General features: G+C 67.2%; 13 protein-coding genes. 11 read left to right on the forward strand and 2 right to left on the reverse strand.

Translation table 11 applies throughout. The features are described 5' to 3' along the window. The first annotated feature begins 301 nt into the window (after nt 1-301). The 9 genes from gltB (at nt 302) to BJF87_RS24775 (ending at nt 14,395) form a co-directional block, all read left to right on the forward strand. On the forward strand, nt 302-4,873 hold the full coding sequence (gene gltB, locus BJF87_RS24735) for a glutamate synthase large subunit (protein ID WP_006360578.1): 4,572 nt from the start codon (nt 302-304) through the stop codon (nt 4,871-4,873). After that, nucleotides 4,866-6,371, forward strand: a complete 1,506-nt coding sequence (locus tag BJF87_RS24740) for a glutamate synthase subunit beta (protein ID WP_006360579.1) — start codon at nt 4,866-4,868, stop codon at nt 6,369-6,371. The genes gltB and BJF87_RS24740 overlap by 8 nt, the downstream gene beginning before the upstream one ends. Before the next feature lie 184 nt (nt 6,372-6,555). Next, on the forward strand, nt 6,556-7,980 hold the full coding sequence (gene pyk / locus BJF87_RS24745) for a pyruvate kinase (RefSeq protein WP_035755322.1): 1,425 nt from the start codon (nt 6,556-6,558) through the stop codon (nt 7,978-7,980). A 145-nt stretch (nt 7,981-8,125) separates the two neighbouring features. Continuing rightward, nucleotides 8,126-9,004 carry an acyl-CoA thioesterase II gene (locus tag BJF87_RS24750; protein ID WP_035755324.1) on the forward strand — a complete coding sequence of 293 codons (879 nt, stop codon included), beginning with the start codon at nt 8,126-8,128 and terminating at the stop codon, nt 9,002-9,004. A gap of 10 nt (nt 9,005-9,014) precedes the next feature. Next, nucleotides 9,015-9,479 (forward strand): hypothetical protein, encoded by a 465-nt coding sequence (locus BJF87_RS24755; protein WP_035755326.1) that lies wholly within the window; start codon nt 9,015-9,017, stop codon nt 9,477-9,479. 201 nt (nt 9,480-9,680) lie between these two features. Further along, nucleotides 9,681-11,663, forward strand: a complete 1,983-nt coding sequence (locus BJF87_RS24760) for an ABC transporter ATP-binding protein/permease (protein WP_035755328.1) — start codon at nt 9,681-9,683, stop codon at nt 11,661-11,663. A gap of 110 nt (nt 11,664-11,773) precedes the next feature. Next, nucleotides 11,774-13,612, forward strand: a complete 1,839-nt coding sequence (locus BJF87_RS24765) for a long-chain fatty acid--CoA ligase (RefSeq protein WP_006360584.1) — start codon at nt 11,774-11,776, stop codon at nt 13,610-13,612. Next, nucleotides 13,609-14,046: a DUF6325 family protein gene (locus BJF87_RS24770; protein ID WP_006360585.1), complete on the forward strand. Its 438-nt coding sequence runs from the start codon at nt 13,609-13,611 to the stop codon at nt 14,044-14,046. Before BJF87_RS24765 ends, BJF87_RS24770 begins: the two co-directional genes overlap by 4 nt. A gap of 13 nt (nt 14,047-14,059) precedes the next feature. After that, entirely contained in the window at nt 14,060-14,395 is a 336-nt protein-coding gene (locus BJF87_RS24775) for an SHOCT domain-containing protein (RefSeq protein ID WP_006360586.1), read from the forward strand. Between the two features lie 21 nt (nt 14,396-14,416). On the opposite strand, the gene eutC is transcribed toward BJF87_RS24775, so the two are convergent. Both eutC and BJF87_RS24785 read right to left on the reverse strand, forming a co-directional pair. Beyond that, on the reverse strand, nt 14,417-15,217 hold the full coding sequence (eutC, locus tag BJF87_RS24780) for an ethanolamine ammonia-lyase subunit EutC (RefSeq protein WP_006360587.1): 801 nt from the start codon (nt 15,215-15,217) through the stop codon (nt 14,417-14,419). Then, nucleotides 15,214-16,623, reverse strand: a complete 1,410-nt coding sequence (locus BJF87_RS24785) for an ethanolamine ammonia-lyase subunit EutB (RefSeq protein ID WP_042376157.1) — start codon at nt 16,621-16,623, stop codon at nt 15,214-15,216. The genes eutC and BJF87_RS24785 overlap by 4 nt, the downstream gene beginning before the upstream one ends. A 233-nt stretch (nt 16,624-16,856) precedes the next feature. On the opposite strand from BJF87_RS24785, the gene BJF87_RS24790 reads away from it, so the two are divergent. Both BJF87_RS24790 and BJF87_RS24795 read left to right on the forward strand, forming a co-directional pair. Beyond that, nucleotides 16,857-17,648: an enoyl-CoA hydratase-related protein gene (locus BJF87_RS24790; RefSeq protein WP_005196147.1), complete on the forward strand. Its 792-nt coding sequence runs from the start codon at nt 16,857-16,859 to the stop codon at nt 17,646-17,648. Between the two features lie 32 nt (nt 17,649-17,680). Continuing rightward, nucleotides 17,681-18,430 carry an SDR family NAD(P)-dependent oxidoreductase gene (locus BJF87_RS24795; protein ID WP_006360589.1) on the forward strand — a complete coding sequence of 250 codons (750 nt, stop codon included), beginning with the start codon at nt 17,681-17,683 and terminating at the stop codon, nt 18,428-18,430. Nucleotides 18,431-18,441 lie beyond the last annotated feature (11 nt).

The raw sequence follows: 18,441 nt of genomic DNA on the forward strand, positions 1-18,441 counted from the left end.
CCGCCTGCTGAAAACCACCCTCCAGAAGGCAACCGCTGACGATATGTAGCCGGCACGTCCACACCGGGTCGAGTCCAGGGGCGGTTCTCGGTCGCGAGGATCACAGCCTTCGAGCACACGCGTGCTCGGTGGTGTTCGGATACGATCGAACTTCATGACGCGCGATCTCCGACCGCCCGGTTCGACTCAGCCCGGTACCGATCTCGGCACGGTCACTCGCTCGCCGCGCAATACTCCTCGGGCCAGTGCTGTCCCAGTGGACACTCAGCAGCGATCCGTTCCGGATCGAGTGGAGGTAGTGATGCTGTTTTCCGCGCTCCCGGCCAAGCAGGGCCTGTACGACCCGGAGGCCGAGGTCGACTCGTGCGGCGTCGCGATGGTCACCGACATCCACGGTCGCCGATCGCATTCGATCGTCGCCGACGGGCTCCTGGCGCTGGAAAATCTCGAGCACCGCGGGGCTGCCGGAGCCGAGACCAACAGCGGTGACGGCGCAGGCATCCTGATCCAGCTGCCGGACGAATTGTTGCGTGCCACCGTCGATTTCGAACTTCCGGAGCCGGCCGCCGACGGCTCGCACACCTATGCCGCGGGTACCTGCTTCCTGCCGATGGACGAGGAACTGCGCCGGCAGGCCATCGCGCGGGTGGAGGCGCTCGCCGCCGACGAGGGCATCACGATCCTCGGCTGGCGTGACGTCCCGGTCGACCACGAGCACGCCGACATCGGTGGCACCGCCGTGGCCTGCATGCCGTACATGATGCAGCTGTTCGTCACCGTCGACCCCGAGCCGGGTGCCGAGCGCATCGGCGGCGTCGCCGTCGACCGCTTCATCTATCCGTTCCGCAAGCAGGCCGAGCGCGTCACCCCGGAGATCGAGGAGGCGGGCACCGGCCTGTACTTCCCGTCGCTGTCGAGCCGCACCATGGTCTACAAGGGCATGCTCACCACGATGCAGCTGCCGCTCTACTACGCGGACCTGCGCGACGACCGGTGCCAGAGCGCCATCGCGATCGTCCATTCGCGGTTCTCGACCAACACCTTCCCGTCGTGGCCGCTCGCGCATCCGTTCCGGTTCGTCGCCCACAACGGCGAGATCAACACGGTTCGCGGCAATCGGAACCGCATGCGCGCCCGGGAGGCGCTGCTCGACACCGACCTCATACCCGGCGACCTCAAGCGTGCCTTCCCCATCTGCACCCCCGAGGCCTCGGACTCGGCGTCGCTCGACGAGGTGCTCGAACTCCTGCATCTCGGCGGCCGGAGCGTGCCCCACGCGGTCATGATGATGGTTCCCGAGGCGTGGGAGAACGTCCCCGACATGGACCCGAAGCGGCGCGCGTTCCTGCAGTTCAACGCGTCGCTGATGGAGGCCTGGGACGGTCCGGCGTGCGTCACCTTCACCGACGGCACCGTCGTCGGCGCGGTCCTCGACCGCAACGGCCTGCGTCCCGGACGCTGGTGGCAGACCCGCGACGGCCGGATCATCCTCGCCTCGGAGGCGGGCGTTCTCGACGTCCCGGTCGACGACATCATCAGCAAGGGGCGCCTCGAGCCGGGCCGCATGTTCCTCGTCGACACCACCGCGGGCCGGATCATCCCGGACGAGGAGATCAAGGGCGAACTGATGCACGCCGAGGCGTACGACGAGTGGTTGCACGCCGGGCTCCTCGACATCGCCACGCTGCCCGAACGCCCGGTCTTCCAGCCGAACCACGACACCGTCGTACGCCGGCAGCAGTCCTTCGGATACTCCGAGGAAGACCTGCGGGTGCTGCTCACCCCGATGGCCGCCTCGGGATACGAACCACTGGGTTCGATGGGCACCGACACCCCGATCGCGGTGCTGTCGCGGCGTTCCCGCCTGCTCTACGACTACTTCGTGGAACTGTTCGCGCAGGTCACCAACCCGCCGTTGGACGCCATCCGCGAGGAGATCGTCACCTCGATGGGCCGTGTGATGGGTCCGGAGCAGAACCTGCTCGACCCCACCGCCGCGTCGTGCCGCCAGATCATGCTGCACTGGCCGGTCCTCGACAACGCCGACCTCGCCAAGCTCGTCCACATCAACGACGACGGTGATCACCCGGGCCTGTCGGCCAAGGTGCTGCGTGCGCTGTACGAGGTGGACGACGGTGGAGAAGGTCTCCGGGTCGCCCTCGAGGACCTGCGCCGGCGGGCGAGCCAGGCGATCGCCGAGGGCCACACCACCCTCGTCATCTCCGACCGTCTCACCGACAAAGACCATGCACCGATCCCGTCGCTGCTGGCCATCTCGGCCGTCCACCATCACCTGGTGCGCACCAAGGAGCGCACCCGGGTCGCGCTCGTCGTCGAATCCGGCGACGCCCGCGAGGTCCACCACATCGCGACGCTCATCGGTTTCGGTGCGGCCGCGGTCAACCCGTATCTGGCACTGGAGACGATCGAGGACCTCATCGCCGAGGGCGAGTTGACCGGTGTCACCCCGTCGAAGGCCATCCGCAACTACCTCGAGGCGCTCGGCAAGGGCGTGCTGAAGGTGATGAGCAAGATGGGCATTTCGACCATCAGCTCCTACACCGCCGCACAGGCTTTCGAGGCCGTGGGGTTGTCGTCGGAGGTGGTGCGCGAGTACTTCACCCGCACGGTGTCGCGGATCGAGGGCGTCGGTCTCGACGAACTGGCCGAGGAAGTCCGCATCAGGCATCACCGCGCGTTTCCCGAGAACCCGACCGAGCAGGTCTACCGTCGTCTCGAGGTCGGTGGCGAGTACCAGTACCGCCGGGAAGGCGAGCTGCACCTGTTCACCCCGGAGACGATCTTCCTGCTGCAGCACGCCACCAAGAGCGGGCGGTCGGAGATCTTCCAGAAGTACTCCGACGAGGTCGACCGGCTGTCCCGCAAGGGCGGCACGCTCCGCGGCCTCTTCGAGTTCGATCTCGATGCGCGCGAACCGATCCCGATCGCGGAGGTGGAACCGGTCGAGGAGATCATGAAGCGCTTCAACACCGGCGCCATGAGCTACGGCTCGATCTCCGCGGAAGCCCACGAGACCATCGCGATGGCGATGAACAAGATCGGCGGCCGGTCGAACTCGGGGGAGGGCGGCGAGGACGTCGACCGTCTCTACGACCCGGAACGACGCAGCGCGGTCAAGCAGGTCGCGTCCGGCCGTTTCGGTGTCACCAGCGACTACCTGATCAACGCCACCGATATCCAGATCAAGATGGCGCAGGGTGCGAAACCCGGTGAGGGTGGCCAGCTTCCGGCGTACAAGGTGTACCCGTGGATAGCCAAGACCCGGCATTCGACGCCCGGCGTCGCGCTGATCTCACCGCCGCCGCACCACGACATCTACTCGATCGAGGACCTCGCCCAGCTGATCCACGATCTGAAGAACGCCAACTCCCAGGCCCGTATCCACGTCAAGCTGGTCAGCGCGGTCGGCGTGGGCACGGTCGCGACCGGCGTCTCCAAGGCACATGCCGACGTCGTGCTCATCTCCGGCCACGACGGCGGTACCGGCGCCTCGCCGCTCACCTCGCTCAAGCATGCGGGCACTCCCTGGGAGATCGGCCTGGCCGACGCCCAGCAGACGCTCATGCTCAACGGTCTGCGCGACCGCATCACCGTGCAGTGCGACGGTGCGCTGCGCACCGGACGCGACGTCATCATGGCCGCCCTCCTCGGCGCCGAGGAATACGGCTTCTCCACCGCGCCGCTCATCGTGGCCGGATGCATCATGATGCGTGTGTGTCACCTCGACACCTGCCCGGTCGGCGTGGCGACCCAGAACCCGCAGCTCCGTTCCCGTTTCACCGGCCAGGTGGACCACCTGGTCAACTTCTTCCGGTTCATCGCCGAGGACGTGCGGAAGTACCTGGCGCAGCTGGGTTACCGCACCCTCGATGAGGCGATCGGTCAGTCTCAGCGACTGCACACCGATTCCGCTGTCGCACACTGGAAGTCGAAGGGTCTTGATCTGTCGCCGATCTTCCGCAAGGTCGAGGGCAAGGGGCCGAGCCGGCGGGTGCGGGAGCAGTACCACGCACTCGACCGCGCGCTCGACCAGACGCTCATCCAGCTCGCCGAAGGGGCGCTGGAGGACGCCCACCCGGTGACGCTCGAACTGCCGGTGCGCAACGTGAACCGGACCGTCGGCACGTTGCTCGGCGCCGAGGTCACCCGTCGCTTCGGCGCCGAGGGCCTGGCCGAGGACACGATCGTGGTGAAACTGGAGGGTTCGGCCGGGCAGTCGCTCGGCGCGTTCCTGCCGCCGGGCGTGACGATCCGGCTCAGCGGCGACACCAACGACTACGTCGGCAAGGGGCTGTGCGGCGGCAAGATCGTCGTCGCCCCGCATCCCGACTCGTGGTTCGTCGCCGAGGACCAGGTCATCGCAGGCAACACCATCCTCTACGGCGCGACGTCGGGCGAGGTGTACCTGCGCGGGCGCGTGGGTGAGCGCTTCTCGGTGCGGAACTCGGGTGCGACCGCGGTCGTCGAAGGAGTGGGCGACCATGCCTGCGAGTACATGACCGGCGGGCGCGTGGTGATTCTCGGACCGACCGGACGCAACCTCGCGGCAGGTATGTCGGGTGGCATCGCCTTCGTGCACGACCTCGACCGCGACAAGGTCAACATGGCGATGGTCAAACTGATGCGCCCCGACCCCGACGACCTGGCCTGGCTCAAGGACGCCATCACCAAGCACGCCGAACTCACCGGTTCGGCGATCGGTGCGTCGATCCTCGCGGACTGGCCCCGACGCTGCCTGGCGTTCACGAAGGTCATGCCGACCGATTACAAGCGTGTCCTGGACGCGGCCCGGATGGCCGAGGCCGAGGGACGCGACGTCGATTCAGCGATCATGGAGGCGGCACGTGGCTGATCCGCGCGGGTTCCTGGAGGTCCCGAAGAAAGAAGCGAAGTACCGTCCGGTCGCCGAGCGCGTCCAGGACTGGGACGACGTCTACGTGCACGCCGACGACCCGACGAAGGTTCTGGCGGAGGTCAGCACCCAGGCGCGCCGGTGTATGGACTGCGGTATCCCGTTCTGCCACTCCGGAACCGCGGGCTGCCCGCTGGGCAATCTGATCCCGGAGTGGAACGACCTGGTCCGCCGCGGCCGGTGGGATGCGGCGAGCAGCCGGTTGCACGCCACCAACAACTTCCCCGAGTTCACCGGGATGGTGTGCCCGGCGCCGTGCGAGGCCGCCTGCGTCCTGTCGATCTCCGAGCGCGAGACCGGTGGCAGCGTCACCATCAAACGCATCGAGAAGACCATCGCCTACGAGTCGTGGGCCGAAGGCGTCATCGGGCCCGAGCCGCCGGAGTCCAAGACCGGCAAGTCGGTGGGCGTGGTCGGTTCCGGTCCTGCGGGACTCGCTGCGGCGCAACAGCTCACGCGTGCGGGCCACGACGTCACCGTCTACGAGCGGGACGACCGCCTCGGCGGGCTGCTGCGTTACGGCATCCCGGAGTACAAGCTCCAGAAGTCCGACATCGATCGTCGCATCGCCCAGATGCGCGCCGAGGGAACCGAATTCGTCACCAGTTGTGACGTCGGCACCGACCTGACGGTGGAGGACCTGCGTGCCCGGCACGACGCCGTCGTCCTGGCCATCGGCGCGATGGAGGCCCGCGACAACCCGGTGCCCGGCCGCGAACTCAACGGCGTCCACCTGGCGATGGAGCACCTCGTACCCGCCAACCGGGAATGCGAGGGCGACGGCCCCTCGCCGATCACCGCGGCCGGCAAGCACGTCGTGATCATCGGCGGCGGCGACACCGGTGCGGACTGCCTGGGCACCGCCCACCGGCAGGGTGCGGCGTCGGTGGTCCAGCTCGACTACAACCCCGAACTGCCCGACGAACGCGACGACAGCCGATCACCGTGGCCCACCTGGCCACTGGTCATGCGGACCTCCAGTGCGCACGCCGAGGGCGGGGAGCGCAAGTACCAGGTGGCCGTGCAGCGTTTCCTCGGCGACGTGGAGGGCAATGTCACCACCATGGTGCTCGCCGAGGTCGAGGTGCAGCGTGACGCCGACGGCCGACGTGAGATCAGGCCGGTTGGTGACGAGTTCGAGATCCCTTGCGAACTAGCGCTTTTCGCGATCGGATTCGCCGGTGTGGAACGGGGTGAACTGCTGTCGGGTCTGGAGATCGAACCCAACAAGCGTGGGGCCATCTCATGTGGAAGTGATTGGCAGACCGACGCTCCCGGCATTTTCGTGTGTGGTGACGCCCACCGTGGCGCGTCGCTGGTGGTATGGGCGATCGCCGAGGGGCGGTCGACGGCACGGGCCGTCGATGAGTTCCTCGTCGGCGAATCCGACCTTCCGTCACCGGTTCGTCCGGCAGCGCTGCCGCTGTCGGTGCGCTGACGGGTCCGCGGTCGCCGAACGCCGCTCCGGCGACGATGACGGAGAACACGCGCGGGCTGTCCGTGTGAGGCGAAATCCGTACCGGAAAGTAGTGGGCTGTCACCAGCGACAACACCACATGACCCCTGGGTGACGACTTCGGCGGCGCGTGGAGATGCACCACCGACGGGACTAAGGTGAGGTTGTGACTCGGCGAACCAAGATTGTCTGCACCATGGGTCCGGCCACTTCCAGCGACGAGAAGCTCAAGGAACTCGTCGCCAGCGGTATGGATGTGGCCCGGATGAACTTCAGCCACGGCAAGCATGAGGACCATGCTGCCGTCTACGCGCGCGTCCGCAAGGCCTCCGATGCTGCGGAGAAGGCCGTCGGCATCCTCGCCGACCTGCAGGGACCCAAGATCCGGCTCGGCCGTTTCGACGGCTGTGACGGCGCCACCGTCTGGGAGACGGGGGAGGATGTCCGGATCACCGTCGACGATGTCGAGGGCACCCACGACCGCGTCTCGACCACCTACAAGAACCTGTCCGAGGACGCGCACCCCGGCGACCGGCTCCTGGTCGACGACGGCAAGGTCGGACTTACCGTCGCCTCGATCGACGGCAACGACGTGGTCTGCACCGTCACCGAGGGCGGTCCGGTCAGCAACAACAAGGGCCTGTCGATGCCGGGTATGAGCGTCTCGGTGCCCGCATTGTCCGAGAAGGACATCGCCGACCTCGAATTCGCACTCGACCTGGGCGTCGACCTGGTCGCGTTGTCGTTCGTGCGCAGCCCGTCCGACATCGAACTCGTCCACGAGGTCATGGACCGCGTGGGTCGCCGGGTTCCGGTCATCGCGAAGCTGGAGAAGCCGGAGGCCATCGAGAACCTCGAGGCCATCGTCCTGGCGTTCGACGCGATCATGGTCGCCCGCGGCGACCTGGGTGTCGAGCTGCCGCTCGAGGAGGTACCGCTGGTGCAGAAGCGGGCCATCCAGATGGCCCGCGAGAACGCCAAGCCGGTGATCGTCGCGACCCAGATGCTCGACTCGATGATCGAGAACTCGCGCCCCACCCGCGCCGAGGCCTCCGACGTCGCGAATGCGGTCCTCGACGGCGCGGACGCGGTCATGCTGTCCGGCGAGACGTCGGTGGGCAAGTTCCCGCTCGAGACCGTCCGCACGATGGACCGCATCTGCCGGGCCGTCGAGACCGGCCCGCGCGACGTGCCACCGCTCTCGCATGTGCCCCGCACCAAGCGCGGCGTCATCTCGTACGCGGCGCGCGACATCGGTGAGCGCCTCGAGGTCAAGGCGCTCGTGGCGTTCACCCAGTCCGGCGACACCGTCCGACGCCTCGCCCGGCTGCACTCGCGCCTGCCGCTGCTGGCCTTCACGCCGACGCAGGAGGTGCGTAGTCAGCTCGCCCTGAGCTGGGGCACGGAGACCTTCATCGTCGACCACGTCGACACCACCGATCACATGATCGACCAGGTCGACCACCAGCTGCTGCGCATCGGCCGTCTGGCCGAGGGCGACGTGGTGGTCATCGTGGCCGGCGCCCCGCCGGGCACCGTCGGCTCGACGAACATGATCCACGTCCACCGCATCGGCGAGCAGGACCACTGACGCCGGAGGCGTTGAGCAGACCACTGACGCCGGAGGCGTTGAAGGAGACCACTGACGCCGGAGGCGTTGAGCAGACCACTGACGCCGGAGGCGTTGAGCAGACCACCAGGAGTGTGAGCCCCGGTCTGTCACTAGGGTGAAGGCCATGACCGTGGAACAGGCCGGGGATCTCGGCAAGCTGCTGGCACTGCTCGACGTCGAACGTCGCGACGAGGACGTGTTCATCGGGCAGCACCCGGAGCAGGTCACCGCTCGGACCTTCGGTGGACAGCTTCTCGGGCAGGGCGTGGTGGCCGCATCCCGCAGCCTTACCCGTGGCAACCCGCCGATCCACGCTCTGCACGCCCACTTCATCCGTGGTGGCGATGTCACCAAGCCGATGGAGTACCACGTCGACCGATTCCGCGACGGCAAGTCCTTCGCCAATCGCCAGGTCACCGCCAAGCAGGACGGCGAACAGGTCTTCACGATGCTCGTGGCCTTCCAGGACAACACCGCCGGGCTCGAACACGCCGTCGAGATCCCGCAGGTGCCCTACCCGGAGGAGTTGCCGCCTCTCGGTGAGCATTTCAAGGGTTACGAGGACCGCATCGCGACCTTCGTGAACGCCTTGCATCCCGTCGACATCCGCTTCGCCAACGACCCGAGCTGGAAGGCGAAGGAGGCGGGGCGCAAGCTCACCGACAACCGGGTGTGGATGAAGGCCGACGGCGTGATGCCCGACGATCCCGTGATGCACGTCGCCGCAATGTGTTACGCCTCGGACACCACGGTTCTCGACTCGATCATCACCACGCACGGACTGTCGTGGGGCATCGACCGGCTGTTCGCCGCGACCGTCAACCACTCGATGTGGTTCCATCGCGAGTTCCGCTTCGACGACTGGCTGCTGTACGCGACGCGTTCGCCGGTGGCGACCGGTTCGCGCGGAATGGGCTCGGGACGGTTCTGGACGCGCGACGGCACGCTCGCGACCTCGGTCGTCCAGGAGGCACTGATCAAGTATTTTCCGCCGAAGAAGTGACGCACCGGAAATGACCATCGGCCAGGAGATGTGGCTGGATCCGGGCCCTCCGCTGCCGCGCCGCACGTGGCAACGCAGGACCCGGGTGCCGGTCATCGTGGGTACGACGATCGCGATGGTGCTGTTCGCGGCCGTCGCGCTCGGCGCCCTGCTGTTGGGTGTGCTGCGCACCCCGACCTTCACCGCGAAGGGCGGCGTCGTCGCCGACTGCGCGACAGAGGTTGCTGCGGCGCCCGGCGGCGGACAGATCGCCCGGGGGACACCGGTCTTCGTCTACGACGCCGCGGGCGGAGAGGTTGCGACGACCTCGCTGAGCGGGTTTCTCCGCAGCGACACGGGCTGCCAACTGACGTTCGAGGTCGACGGGGTGGAGTACACCGATGCCGGCTATGTCGTCCGCGTCGGCGAGAGCTTGTCACAACCGGTGTCGACCGCTGCCCTCCAGAAGGGTGCGGTCCTCCGGCCGTTCGGCTGAATCCTCCGGGTCTTCGCCGTTCTCCCGCCGCGACATGGGCGGCAGTTGTCCGGACAGGCGGTGAACCCCGGGTTAAACTTCGCCGGATCAATGGTGGGCCCGGACACGTTGTGTCGATTCCTTTTTCGACACCCCGCAGTCAGCCGGGCCGCGATGTCGCCGGGATTCCCGGCTGCGACATCCGAGGCGTAGGGAGTGTGCGTGGAGTACAGCATCGACTGGGGTAACGAGGTCTGGGCCAGCCTGAAGTGGCTGGCCATCGCATTCGGCATCTCCGCGGTCGCGATGCTCGTCATCGGCTTCCTGCTCGCTCGCTTCAGCCGATGGGGCCGGCCGCTGTGGCGCGTGATCGGTGGTTTCTTCACCGAGCCCGGCACCCGTCTCAAGGCCTGGGGACTGGCCGCGCTGCTCACGGTGCTCGCACTGCTCGGTGTGCGGATCACCGTGCTGTTCTCCTACTTCAGCAACGATCTGTTCACAGGTCTCCAGACCGCCGCCGAGGGACTGGGGGCCGGCGGCCCGCAGGGGGCCGAGATGCTGCAGATGGGCAAGGACGCCTTCTGGCACTCGATGGCGGTGTTCGGCATCCTCGCCACAGTCCACGTCGTGCGCACGATGATCGAGATCTACGTCGGGGCAGCCTTCGAGATCAACCTGCGCCGCTGGATGACCGGCGGCGCGGCGGCGGACTGGATGGACGGGCGTGCTTTCTATCGCAATCGTTTCGTCGACCTGAGCTCGGGCCTCATGCGCCGGAAGTGGTTCCGCCGCACGTCGGAGCCGTCGCAGAAGCCGACCGACATCCATCCCGGCGTCGACAACCCCGACCAGCGCATCCAGGCCGACATCACCAACGTCGCCTCGGTCGGGTCGTCGCTGCTCTGGGGTGGCGGTGGCTCGTCGACCAACGGTGTGCTGACCGCGGTCGCCTCGATCGCGTCGTTCTCGAAGATCCTGTGGGACCTCTCGGGCCCGGTGACGCTCCTCGGCGTCGAGATCCCGCGGATGATGATGTGGCTGGTCCTGGTGTACGTGCTCGTGACCAGCGTCGTGGCCTTCGCCATCGGCCGCCCGCTCATCCGACTCAACTTCTGGCAGGAACGTCTCACCGCGAACTTCCGCTACGCCCTCGTCCGAGTCCGCGACGGGGCCGAGAACATCGCGTTCTATCGCGGCGAACGCGTCGAGCACAACGGCCTGATGTCACGCTTCGCGGCGGTCATCAGGAACTACTGGCAGATCATCCACGTCCAGATGGCCTTCGTCGGCTGGAACTTCAGCGTCAGCCAGCTCGCGGTGGTGTTCCCGTACCTGGTTCAGATCCCACGATTCTTCGACGGGCAGATCAAACTCGGCGACATGCAGCAGACCGCATCGGCCTTCGGCGAGATGCACGACGCGTTGTCGTTCTTCCGGACCGCGTACGACGACTTCACCGGCCTGCGCGCCTCGATCATCCGTCTCGACGGGCTCGCCGATGCCGACGTGAAGTCGCGTGCCATGCCCGAGATCACGACCGTGGATCGGGACCGGGCTGTTCGTCTCGCCGATATCAGCGTCAAGACCCCGACCGGCGACGAACTGATCCGCGCGCTCAACATCTCGCTCGACCCCGGTGACGCACTCGTCGTCAAGGGCCGGTCCGGTTCGGGTAAGACCACCTTGCTTCGCGGACTCGCGGGCCTGTGGCCGTTCATCGATGGTGAGTTCTCCCGTCCACCGGACGCGCACACCTTGTTCCTGTCCCAGATGCCCTACATCCCGCTCGGTGACCTCCGTACAGCCGTCGCCTACCCGGCGCTGCCCGACGATGTCGGTGACGAGGCGATCAAACAGGCTCTGGAGCAGGTCTTCCTGCCGCACCTGACCGGCCGCCTGTACGACGAGGAGGACTGGGCCAAGGTCCTGTCGCCGGGTGAGCAGCAGCGCGTGGCGTTCGCCCGAATCCTGTTGACGAAGCCGCAGGCGGTGTTCATGGATGAGGCGACCTCGGCGGTCGACGAGGGCCTCGAGTACGCGCTGTATCAACTGGTACGCACCGAACTCCCGGACACGATCCTGGTGTCGGTCAGCCACCGCAGCACCACCGATCAGCACCACACCGAAGTGCTCGAACTGACCGGTGACGGGGCGTGGACTCTGTCGTCGATCGACTCGAGTCCTTCGCTTGACAAACGGTCTTGACCTGCAGGTTGTCGATCCGGGTCGCGTTTGCGTGAACCGATCCTTGCTGCTGCAACTACTCGCTAGTGTGATGCGCAACACAACCATCGCACTGGCGAGTAGGGGCCCAGATGACCGCAGCAGACCTGATCACCTTTCCCCATGAGACCGGCGTCGACGTGTCGACGCTCCCGGCCGCGTTCCAGCAGACCGTCACCGTCCGTCCGGACGCCGTGGCGATCCGTACCGTCGGTGGCATCCAGCAGCTCACCTGGTCGCAGTACGCGACCCGCGTGGAGGCGATCGCCGGCGGTCTCGCCGCCCTCGGCGTGGGGCGCGGGGACACGGTCGGCATCATGCTGACCAACCGGCCGGAGTTCCATCTGGTCGACACCGCGGCACTCCACCTCGGTGCGGTCCCGTTCTCGATCTACAACACCAGCGCCCCTGACCAGATCGAGTACCTGTTCGGCAACGCCGAGAACAGGATCGTGATCACCGAGCAGGTCTTCCTGCCGGTGATCACCGCCGCGAACACCGGCGTCGAACGCATTGTCGTCGTCGACGACGTGGCCGACGGCGCCATCTCACTCGACGACGTCGAACGCACGCCTCCGCCAGAGGGTTTCGACTTCGCCGCGTCGTGGCAGGCAGTCGAACCCGAGGACCTCGCGACCCTGATCTACACATCGGGCACCACTGGGCCGCCCAAGGGCGTCGAGATCACCCATCGCAACATCGTCGCGGAGATGGCGGCTCTCGCCGAGAAGCTCGACGTGGGATTCGACGACCGCTCGATCTCGTATCTGCCGGCTGCCCACATCGCCGACCGGGTGTCGTCGCATGCAGCGAACCTGATGCGCGGGATACAGATCACCACAGTGCCCGATCCGCGCGAGATCGCGACGGCTCTACCCGAAGTGCATCCGACGTTCTTCTTCGGGGTTCCGCGGGTGTGGCAGAAGATCCGCGCCGGCATCGAGGCCAAGGTCGCCGAGGAGTCCAGTCCGGTCAAGAGGGCTCTCGCCGGTTGGGCTTTCGGGGTCGGCGCATCGACCGCGCAGGCGCGTATCGACGGCAAGGGGAGCGGCCTTCTGGGCGGCGTCCAGCACGGAATCGCCGACAAGCTGGTCCTGCACAAGGTGCGTGCCGCACTCGGACTCGACGAGGTGGTCTTCGCGGGATCGGGAGCCGCGGCGATCCCGGTAGAGGTGCTGAAGTTCTTCCTGGGGCTGGGGATTCCGATCCTGGAGGTCTGGGGGATGTCGGAGACCACCGGCGTCTCGACGATGACCACCCCGGACAATCTGAAGATCGGCACCGTGGGCCCGCCGATACGAGGGATGGAGGTCAGGCTCGCCGACGACGGTGAACTGCTCGTCCGCGGCCCCGTCGTGATGCGCGGCTACCGCAACCAACCCGAGAAGACGGCCGAGACGATCGACGCCGACGGTTGGCTGTCCACCGGGGATATCGCGAAGATCGACGACGACGGCAACGTGATCATCGTCGACCGCAAGAAGGAACTCATCATCAACGAGTCCGGAAAGAACATGTCACCCACCAACATCGAGAACGCGATGAAGGCGGCGTCGTCGTTGATCGGTCAGGTCGCGGCGATCGGGGATTCGAAACCCTATGTGTCCGCACTCGTGGTCCTCGACCCGGAGGCAGTGGCGGTACGCGCCAAGAGGCTGAGCATGCCGAACGCCGACCTGGCCGAGTTGTCGACGCATCCCGAGATCGTGGAGGAGGTCTCGTCGGCGATCCGGACCGGCAACGGAAAGCTGTCCCGCGTCGAACAGGTGAAACGATTCACCATCGTCCCGGCGGCGTGGGACCCGGGCGGCGACGAGCTGACCCCGACGATGAAGTTGCGTCGCAACCCGATCGCGGCCAAGTACGCAGCCGAGATCGGCGCACTGTACGAATCGGAGCCGGGTGGGTCCGTCGTGGATCTGCGGTCATGACCGCCGACGACGACTCGGCGGGTCCCGAACTCGGTCCGGTCGACTACGTCGTCGTCGAGTGGGCGGGGACGCAGCCCACGGGTGAGGCGTTGCCCTACCTGATGGACCTGATCGACCGCGGGATCGTGCGACTCATCGACATCGTCTTCGTGTCGAAGGCGACCGACGGCACCATCGCCGAGCTCGGGATCGGAGAGCTGGGCGCCGAATTCGCGATCTTCGACGGTGCGGCGACGTCGATTCTCGACGACACCGACATCCGCGAGGCCGCCGCCGCACTGGAACCCGGTTCCAGCGCAGCGATTCTCGTGTGGGAGAACCTGTGGGCGGCGCCGTTCGCCACCGCCCTGCGCAACAACGGCGGGCGAGTGGTCGCGTCGGGCCGGATCCCGGTCGACGCGCTGCTCGAGACGCTCGACGCGATCGAGGAATGAAGGGACAGGTGTCATGCCAGGTCTGATCCGCGGGGTCGCCCGCACGGCCGTCATCTCCGGAACCGCCACGGCGGTGAGCAATCGGGTGTCCCGACGCCAGGCGAGTCGCTGGGCACAACAGGGCACCGTCACCCAGCAGGATCCGACCGCTCAGCAGTACCCGCCACCCCAGTACGCGCCGACCCCGTACCCGGAGTCGCCGCCCCCGCCACAGCCGCCCCGACCGCCGGCGCAGTCGAGCAGTACGGACACGATCACGGCTCTGAAGGAACTCGGTGCGCTGTATCAGCAGGGCATCCTCACCGAAGCCGAGTTCGCCGCGCAGAAGGCCAAGATCCTCGGGATGTGAGGGTTGGGACCGGGCACCAGGTCAGGACGGCTCGACGGTGAGCTCGTCTGCGTCGTCGAGGTTTTCGCGGGCGGCCTGGCGGGAGGTGTCCTTGAGCGCCACCCCCGACCGGCCGAGTTTGCGGGCGCCGTCGACCAGTGCGGTGGTGATCCGTGCGGCGACCTCGTAGTGCAGTCCGTCTGGCGGGTGGATGTTGGAGATGCAGTTGCGATCGGCGTCGGTGCGGCCGGGCCGGGGCAGATGGGTCAGGTAGATGCCGAGGCTGTCGGCGACCGACAGTCCCGGCCGTTCACCGATGATCACGATGAGGGTCGTCGCGCCGAGTGCCTCACCGATGTGGTCGCCGAGTGCGACGCGTGCCTGGGTGGCGATCACCGGCGGCGCGATGGTGTAGCGATCCTCGAAGGCGTCGAGGAGTGCGGCCACGAGGCCGTGAGCATGATCGACGACCGCGCGCGGCGACAAGCCGTCGGCGATGACGATGCCGATCTCGGCGCCGCACTCGGTGAGGGCGGACAGATCCTCCGGCATCCGGCCGAGATCGGGCCGGCGCAGGTACTCGCCTCGGTCGGACGCCCGGCTCGTCACGACGACCGGATCGCCGAGGTCGAGGTCGGCGAGCGACTCGGCGACGGCCTCGGCGTCGAGGGGTTCGTGAACGGCGTCCCGCGCTGCCGCGTGCGCAGCCTGGAACTCCAGCACGCGACGCGACGGCAACGAGTTCCCGGCGCGCCCCAAACCGATGCGCGCCTGAGTGGTCCGCCGCATCGCGGCCCAGACGTCGTCGCCGTCGGAGACCGGAGACCGGTCCGGGGTGCTCATCGCCCGGCCGCCAGGGGCAGGAGCGGGGAGGAGGCCGGATCGACCGGGAGGATTCGGCCGTCGGCGTCGGACATGCCGAGTCGGGCGAGCCACGCCTCGAACTCCGGCGCGGGGCGCAACCCGAGTGCCTGGCGGACGTACAGCGCGTCGTGGAACGCCAGGCTCTGGTAGCCGAGCATGACGTCGTCGGCGCCGGGCACCGCGATCACGAACGCCGCACCGGCGACACCGAGGAGCGTGAGCAGGGTGTCCATGTCGTCCTGGTCGGCCTCGGCATGGTTGGTGTAGCAGACGTCGACGCCCATCGGGAGTCCGAGGAGCTTGCCGCAGAAGTGATCTTCGAGTCCGGCGCGGATGATCTGTTTGCCGTCGTAGAGGTATTCCGGGCCGATGAACCCGACGACGGTGTTGATCAGCAACGGGTCCAGTGCGCGCGCCACCGCGTAGGCCCTCGTCTCGAGGGTCTGCTGGTCGACGGGCTTGCCCCCGGTGCCGAGGTGGGCGCCCGCCGACAATGCGGACCCCTGACCGGTCTCCAGGTACATGACGTTGTCGCCGACCGTGCCGCGTCGCAGGGACCGGCCGGCCTCGTTGGCCTCCTGCAGGATCGAGAGGTTCACCCCGAATCCCGTGTTGGCTCCTTCGGTTCCGGCGATGGACTGGAACACGAGGTCCACCGGGACGTTCTGACCGATCAGGTCGACGGTGGTGGTGACGTGGGAGAGGACGCAGGACTGCATCGGGATCTCGAACCGCTGACGGATCTCGTCGAGCATGTGCAGCAGGTCGGCGGTCGCCTGTGGTGAGTCCGACGCCGGGTTGATCCCGATCACCGCGTCGCCACAACCCATCAGCAGGCCGTCGAGCGTGGCTGCGGCGATTCCGCGCGGGTCGTCGGTCGGGTGGTTGGGCTGCAGGCGGGTGGCGATCCGGCCGGGGAGTCCGATCGTGGTGCGGAAGGCCGAGGTCACCCGGATGGCCGAGGCAACCAGGATCAGATCCTGGTTGCGCATGATCTTCGATGTCGCGGCCGCCATCTCGGGAGTGACAGCAGGGGAGATGCGGGCGATGCGTTCGGCAGCGTCGGCGCGGGTGGAGATCTCGAGCAGCCAGTCGCGGAACCCGCCGACGGTCAGGTGCGAGATCTCGTCGAAGGCCGCGCGATCGTGGGTGTCGACGATGAGCCGGGTCACCTCGTCCGACTCATACGGGACGAGGAGATCGACGAGAAATTCCGAGAGCGGGACATCGGCCAATTGCCATGCCGCAGCTGCACGTTCGGCACCCGACGTGGCGGCGCAGCCGGCCAGCTCGTCACCCGAGCGGCGGGGTGTGGCCTTCGCCATGAGTTCGACGAGGCCGTCGAACTCATAGGTCGTGCCGGAGATGGTCTGGGTGAATCTCATGGTTCCCCGAAGTCTAGGTTCGCCCGGCCCTGTGTGCATGGCGAACGAACCGCTCGGATCGGCATGGATCCGACAGTGACCCTTGACACAGCAGACGCGATGAATGTACGTTCACTCATACAAACACCACAGTTCATAAATGGACTCCCCGCGGCGCCCGAGACGCCGTTGACCACTGCAGACGCCCCGCATGGACATGCCCCGGGCGATTCCCCACACAAGGAGTGAGCAGGATGGATTACGAAGACATCGACTACACGGTCGAGGGACCCACCGCGATCATCACCATGAACCGACCGCATCGGTACAACGCCTTCCGGGCCAAGACGGTCGAGGAGATGATCAACGCCTTCCGACGTGCCTGGGCCGACAACGGAGTGCAGGCGGTCATCCTCACCGGAGCCGGCGAGAAGGCGTTCTGCACCGGCGGAGACGTGAAACAGCGTGCCGAGACCGGCGACTACGGACCGAGCGAGAGCGGCATGTTCGAGATCGGGAACCTGCACAAGACGATTCGCGACATCCCGAAGCCGGTCATCGCCGCGGTCAACGGACTCGCCATCGGCGGTGGTCACGTGCTGCACGTCCTGTGCGACCTCACCATCGCCGCAGACACCGCGCGCTTCGGTCAGTCCGGACCCAAGGTCGGCTCCTTCGACGCCGGGTTCGGCTCGGCCTTCCTCGCCCGTGTCGTGGGGGAGAAGCGGGCCCGCGAGATCTGGTATCTCTGCCGGCAGTACGACGCCGAGACCGCCGAACGGTGGGGTCTGGTCAACTGGGTCGTCCCGGCCGCGGATCTGCTCGACGAGGCGAAGAAGATCGCCGCCGAGATCGCCGAGAAGTCGCCCACCACGCTGCGTTTCCTCAAGCAGAGCTTCAACGCCGACACCGATCATCAGGCCGGGCTGTCGAATCTCGCGATGAGCGCGCTCGACCTCTTCACGCACTCCCCCGAAGGACTCGAGGGGGCCAACGCCTTCGCGGAGAAGCGCACACCGCAGTTCAACCAGTACGTCGGTGCCTGATCACCGTCCAGCGACAGCACAGAGGAAATCTCATGAGTGACAAGCACATCGCCGTCGTGACCGGAGCCGGGTCCGGCATCGGCAAGGCCATCGCGCTCGGCTTCGCGGCAGAGGGCACCACGGTGGTCGCGGCCGACCTCGACCTCGACGCCGCCAAGCGCACCGCGGAGGAGGCCGGTTCCATCATCCCGATGGCCGTCGACGTCGCCGACCGGGCGAAGGTCGACGAACTGCGGGACGCCGTGAACGCCGAGGTCGGTGTCCCCGACATTCTCGTCAACGCGGCCGGCTGGGACCGCACGGACCAGTTCCTGAACGCCACCACCGAGTTCGCCGAGAAGGTGGTGGCCATCAACTACCTCGGCCCCGTGCACATGGCCAGCGCGTTCCTGCCCGGCATGGTGGAGGCGTCGAAGGCCGACGGCTGGCAGGGTGGCCGCGTCGTCAACCTCGCCTCCGACGCCGGTCGCGTCGGATCGGCGGGCGAGACCATCTACGCCGGCGCGAAGGGCGGCGTCATCGCCCTTTCGAAGTCGCTCGCGCGGGAGATGGCCCGTTATCAGATCACCGTCAATGCGGTCTGCCCCGGACCGACCGACACCCCGCTCTTCCAAGCACAACCGGAGAAGCTGAAAGAGGCTCTGGTGAAGGCGATCCCGTTCCGGAGGCTCGCTCGCCCCGACGAGGTGGCCGCACCCGTCCTGTTCTTCGCCTCGCCCGCGGCGTCGTTCATCACCGGTCAGGTGATCAGCGTCAGCGGCGGTCTCACCATGGCCGGCTGACCGGCCACCAC

It is taken from the genome of Gordonia sp. CNJ-863, from assembly GCF_001942325.1.
Taxonomy (GTDB): domain Bacteria; phylum Actinomycetota; class Actinomycetes; order Mycobacteriales; family Mycobacteriaceae; genus Gordonia; species Gordonia alkanivorans.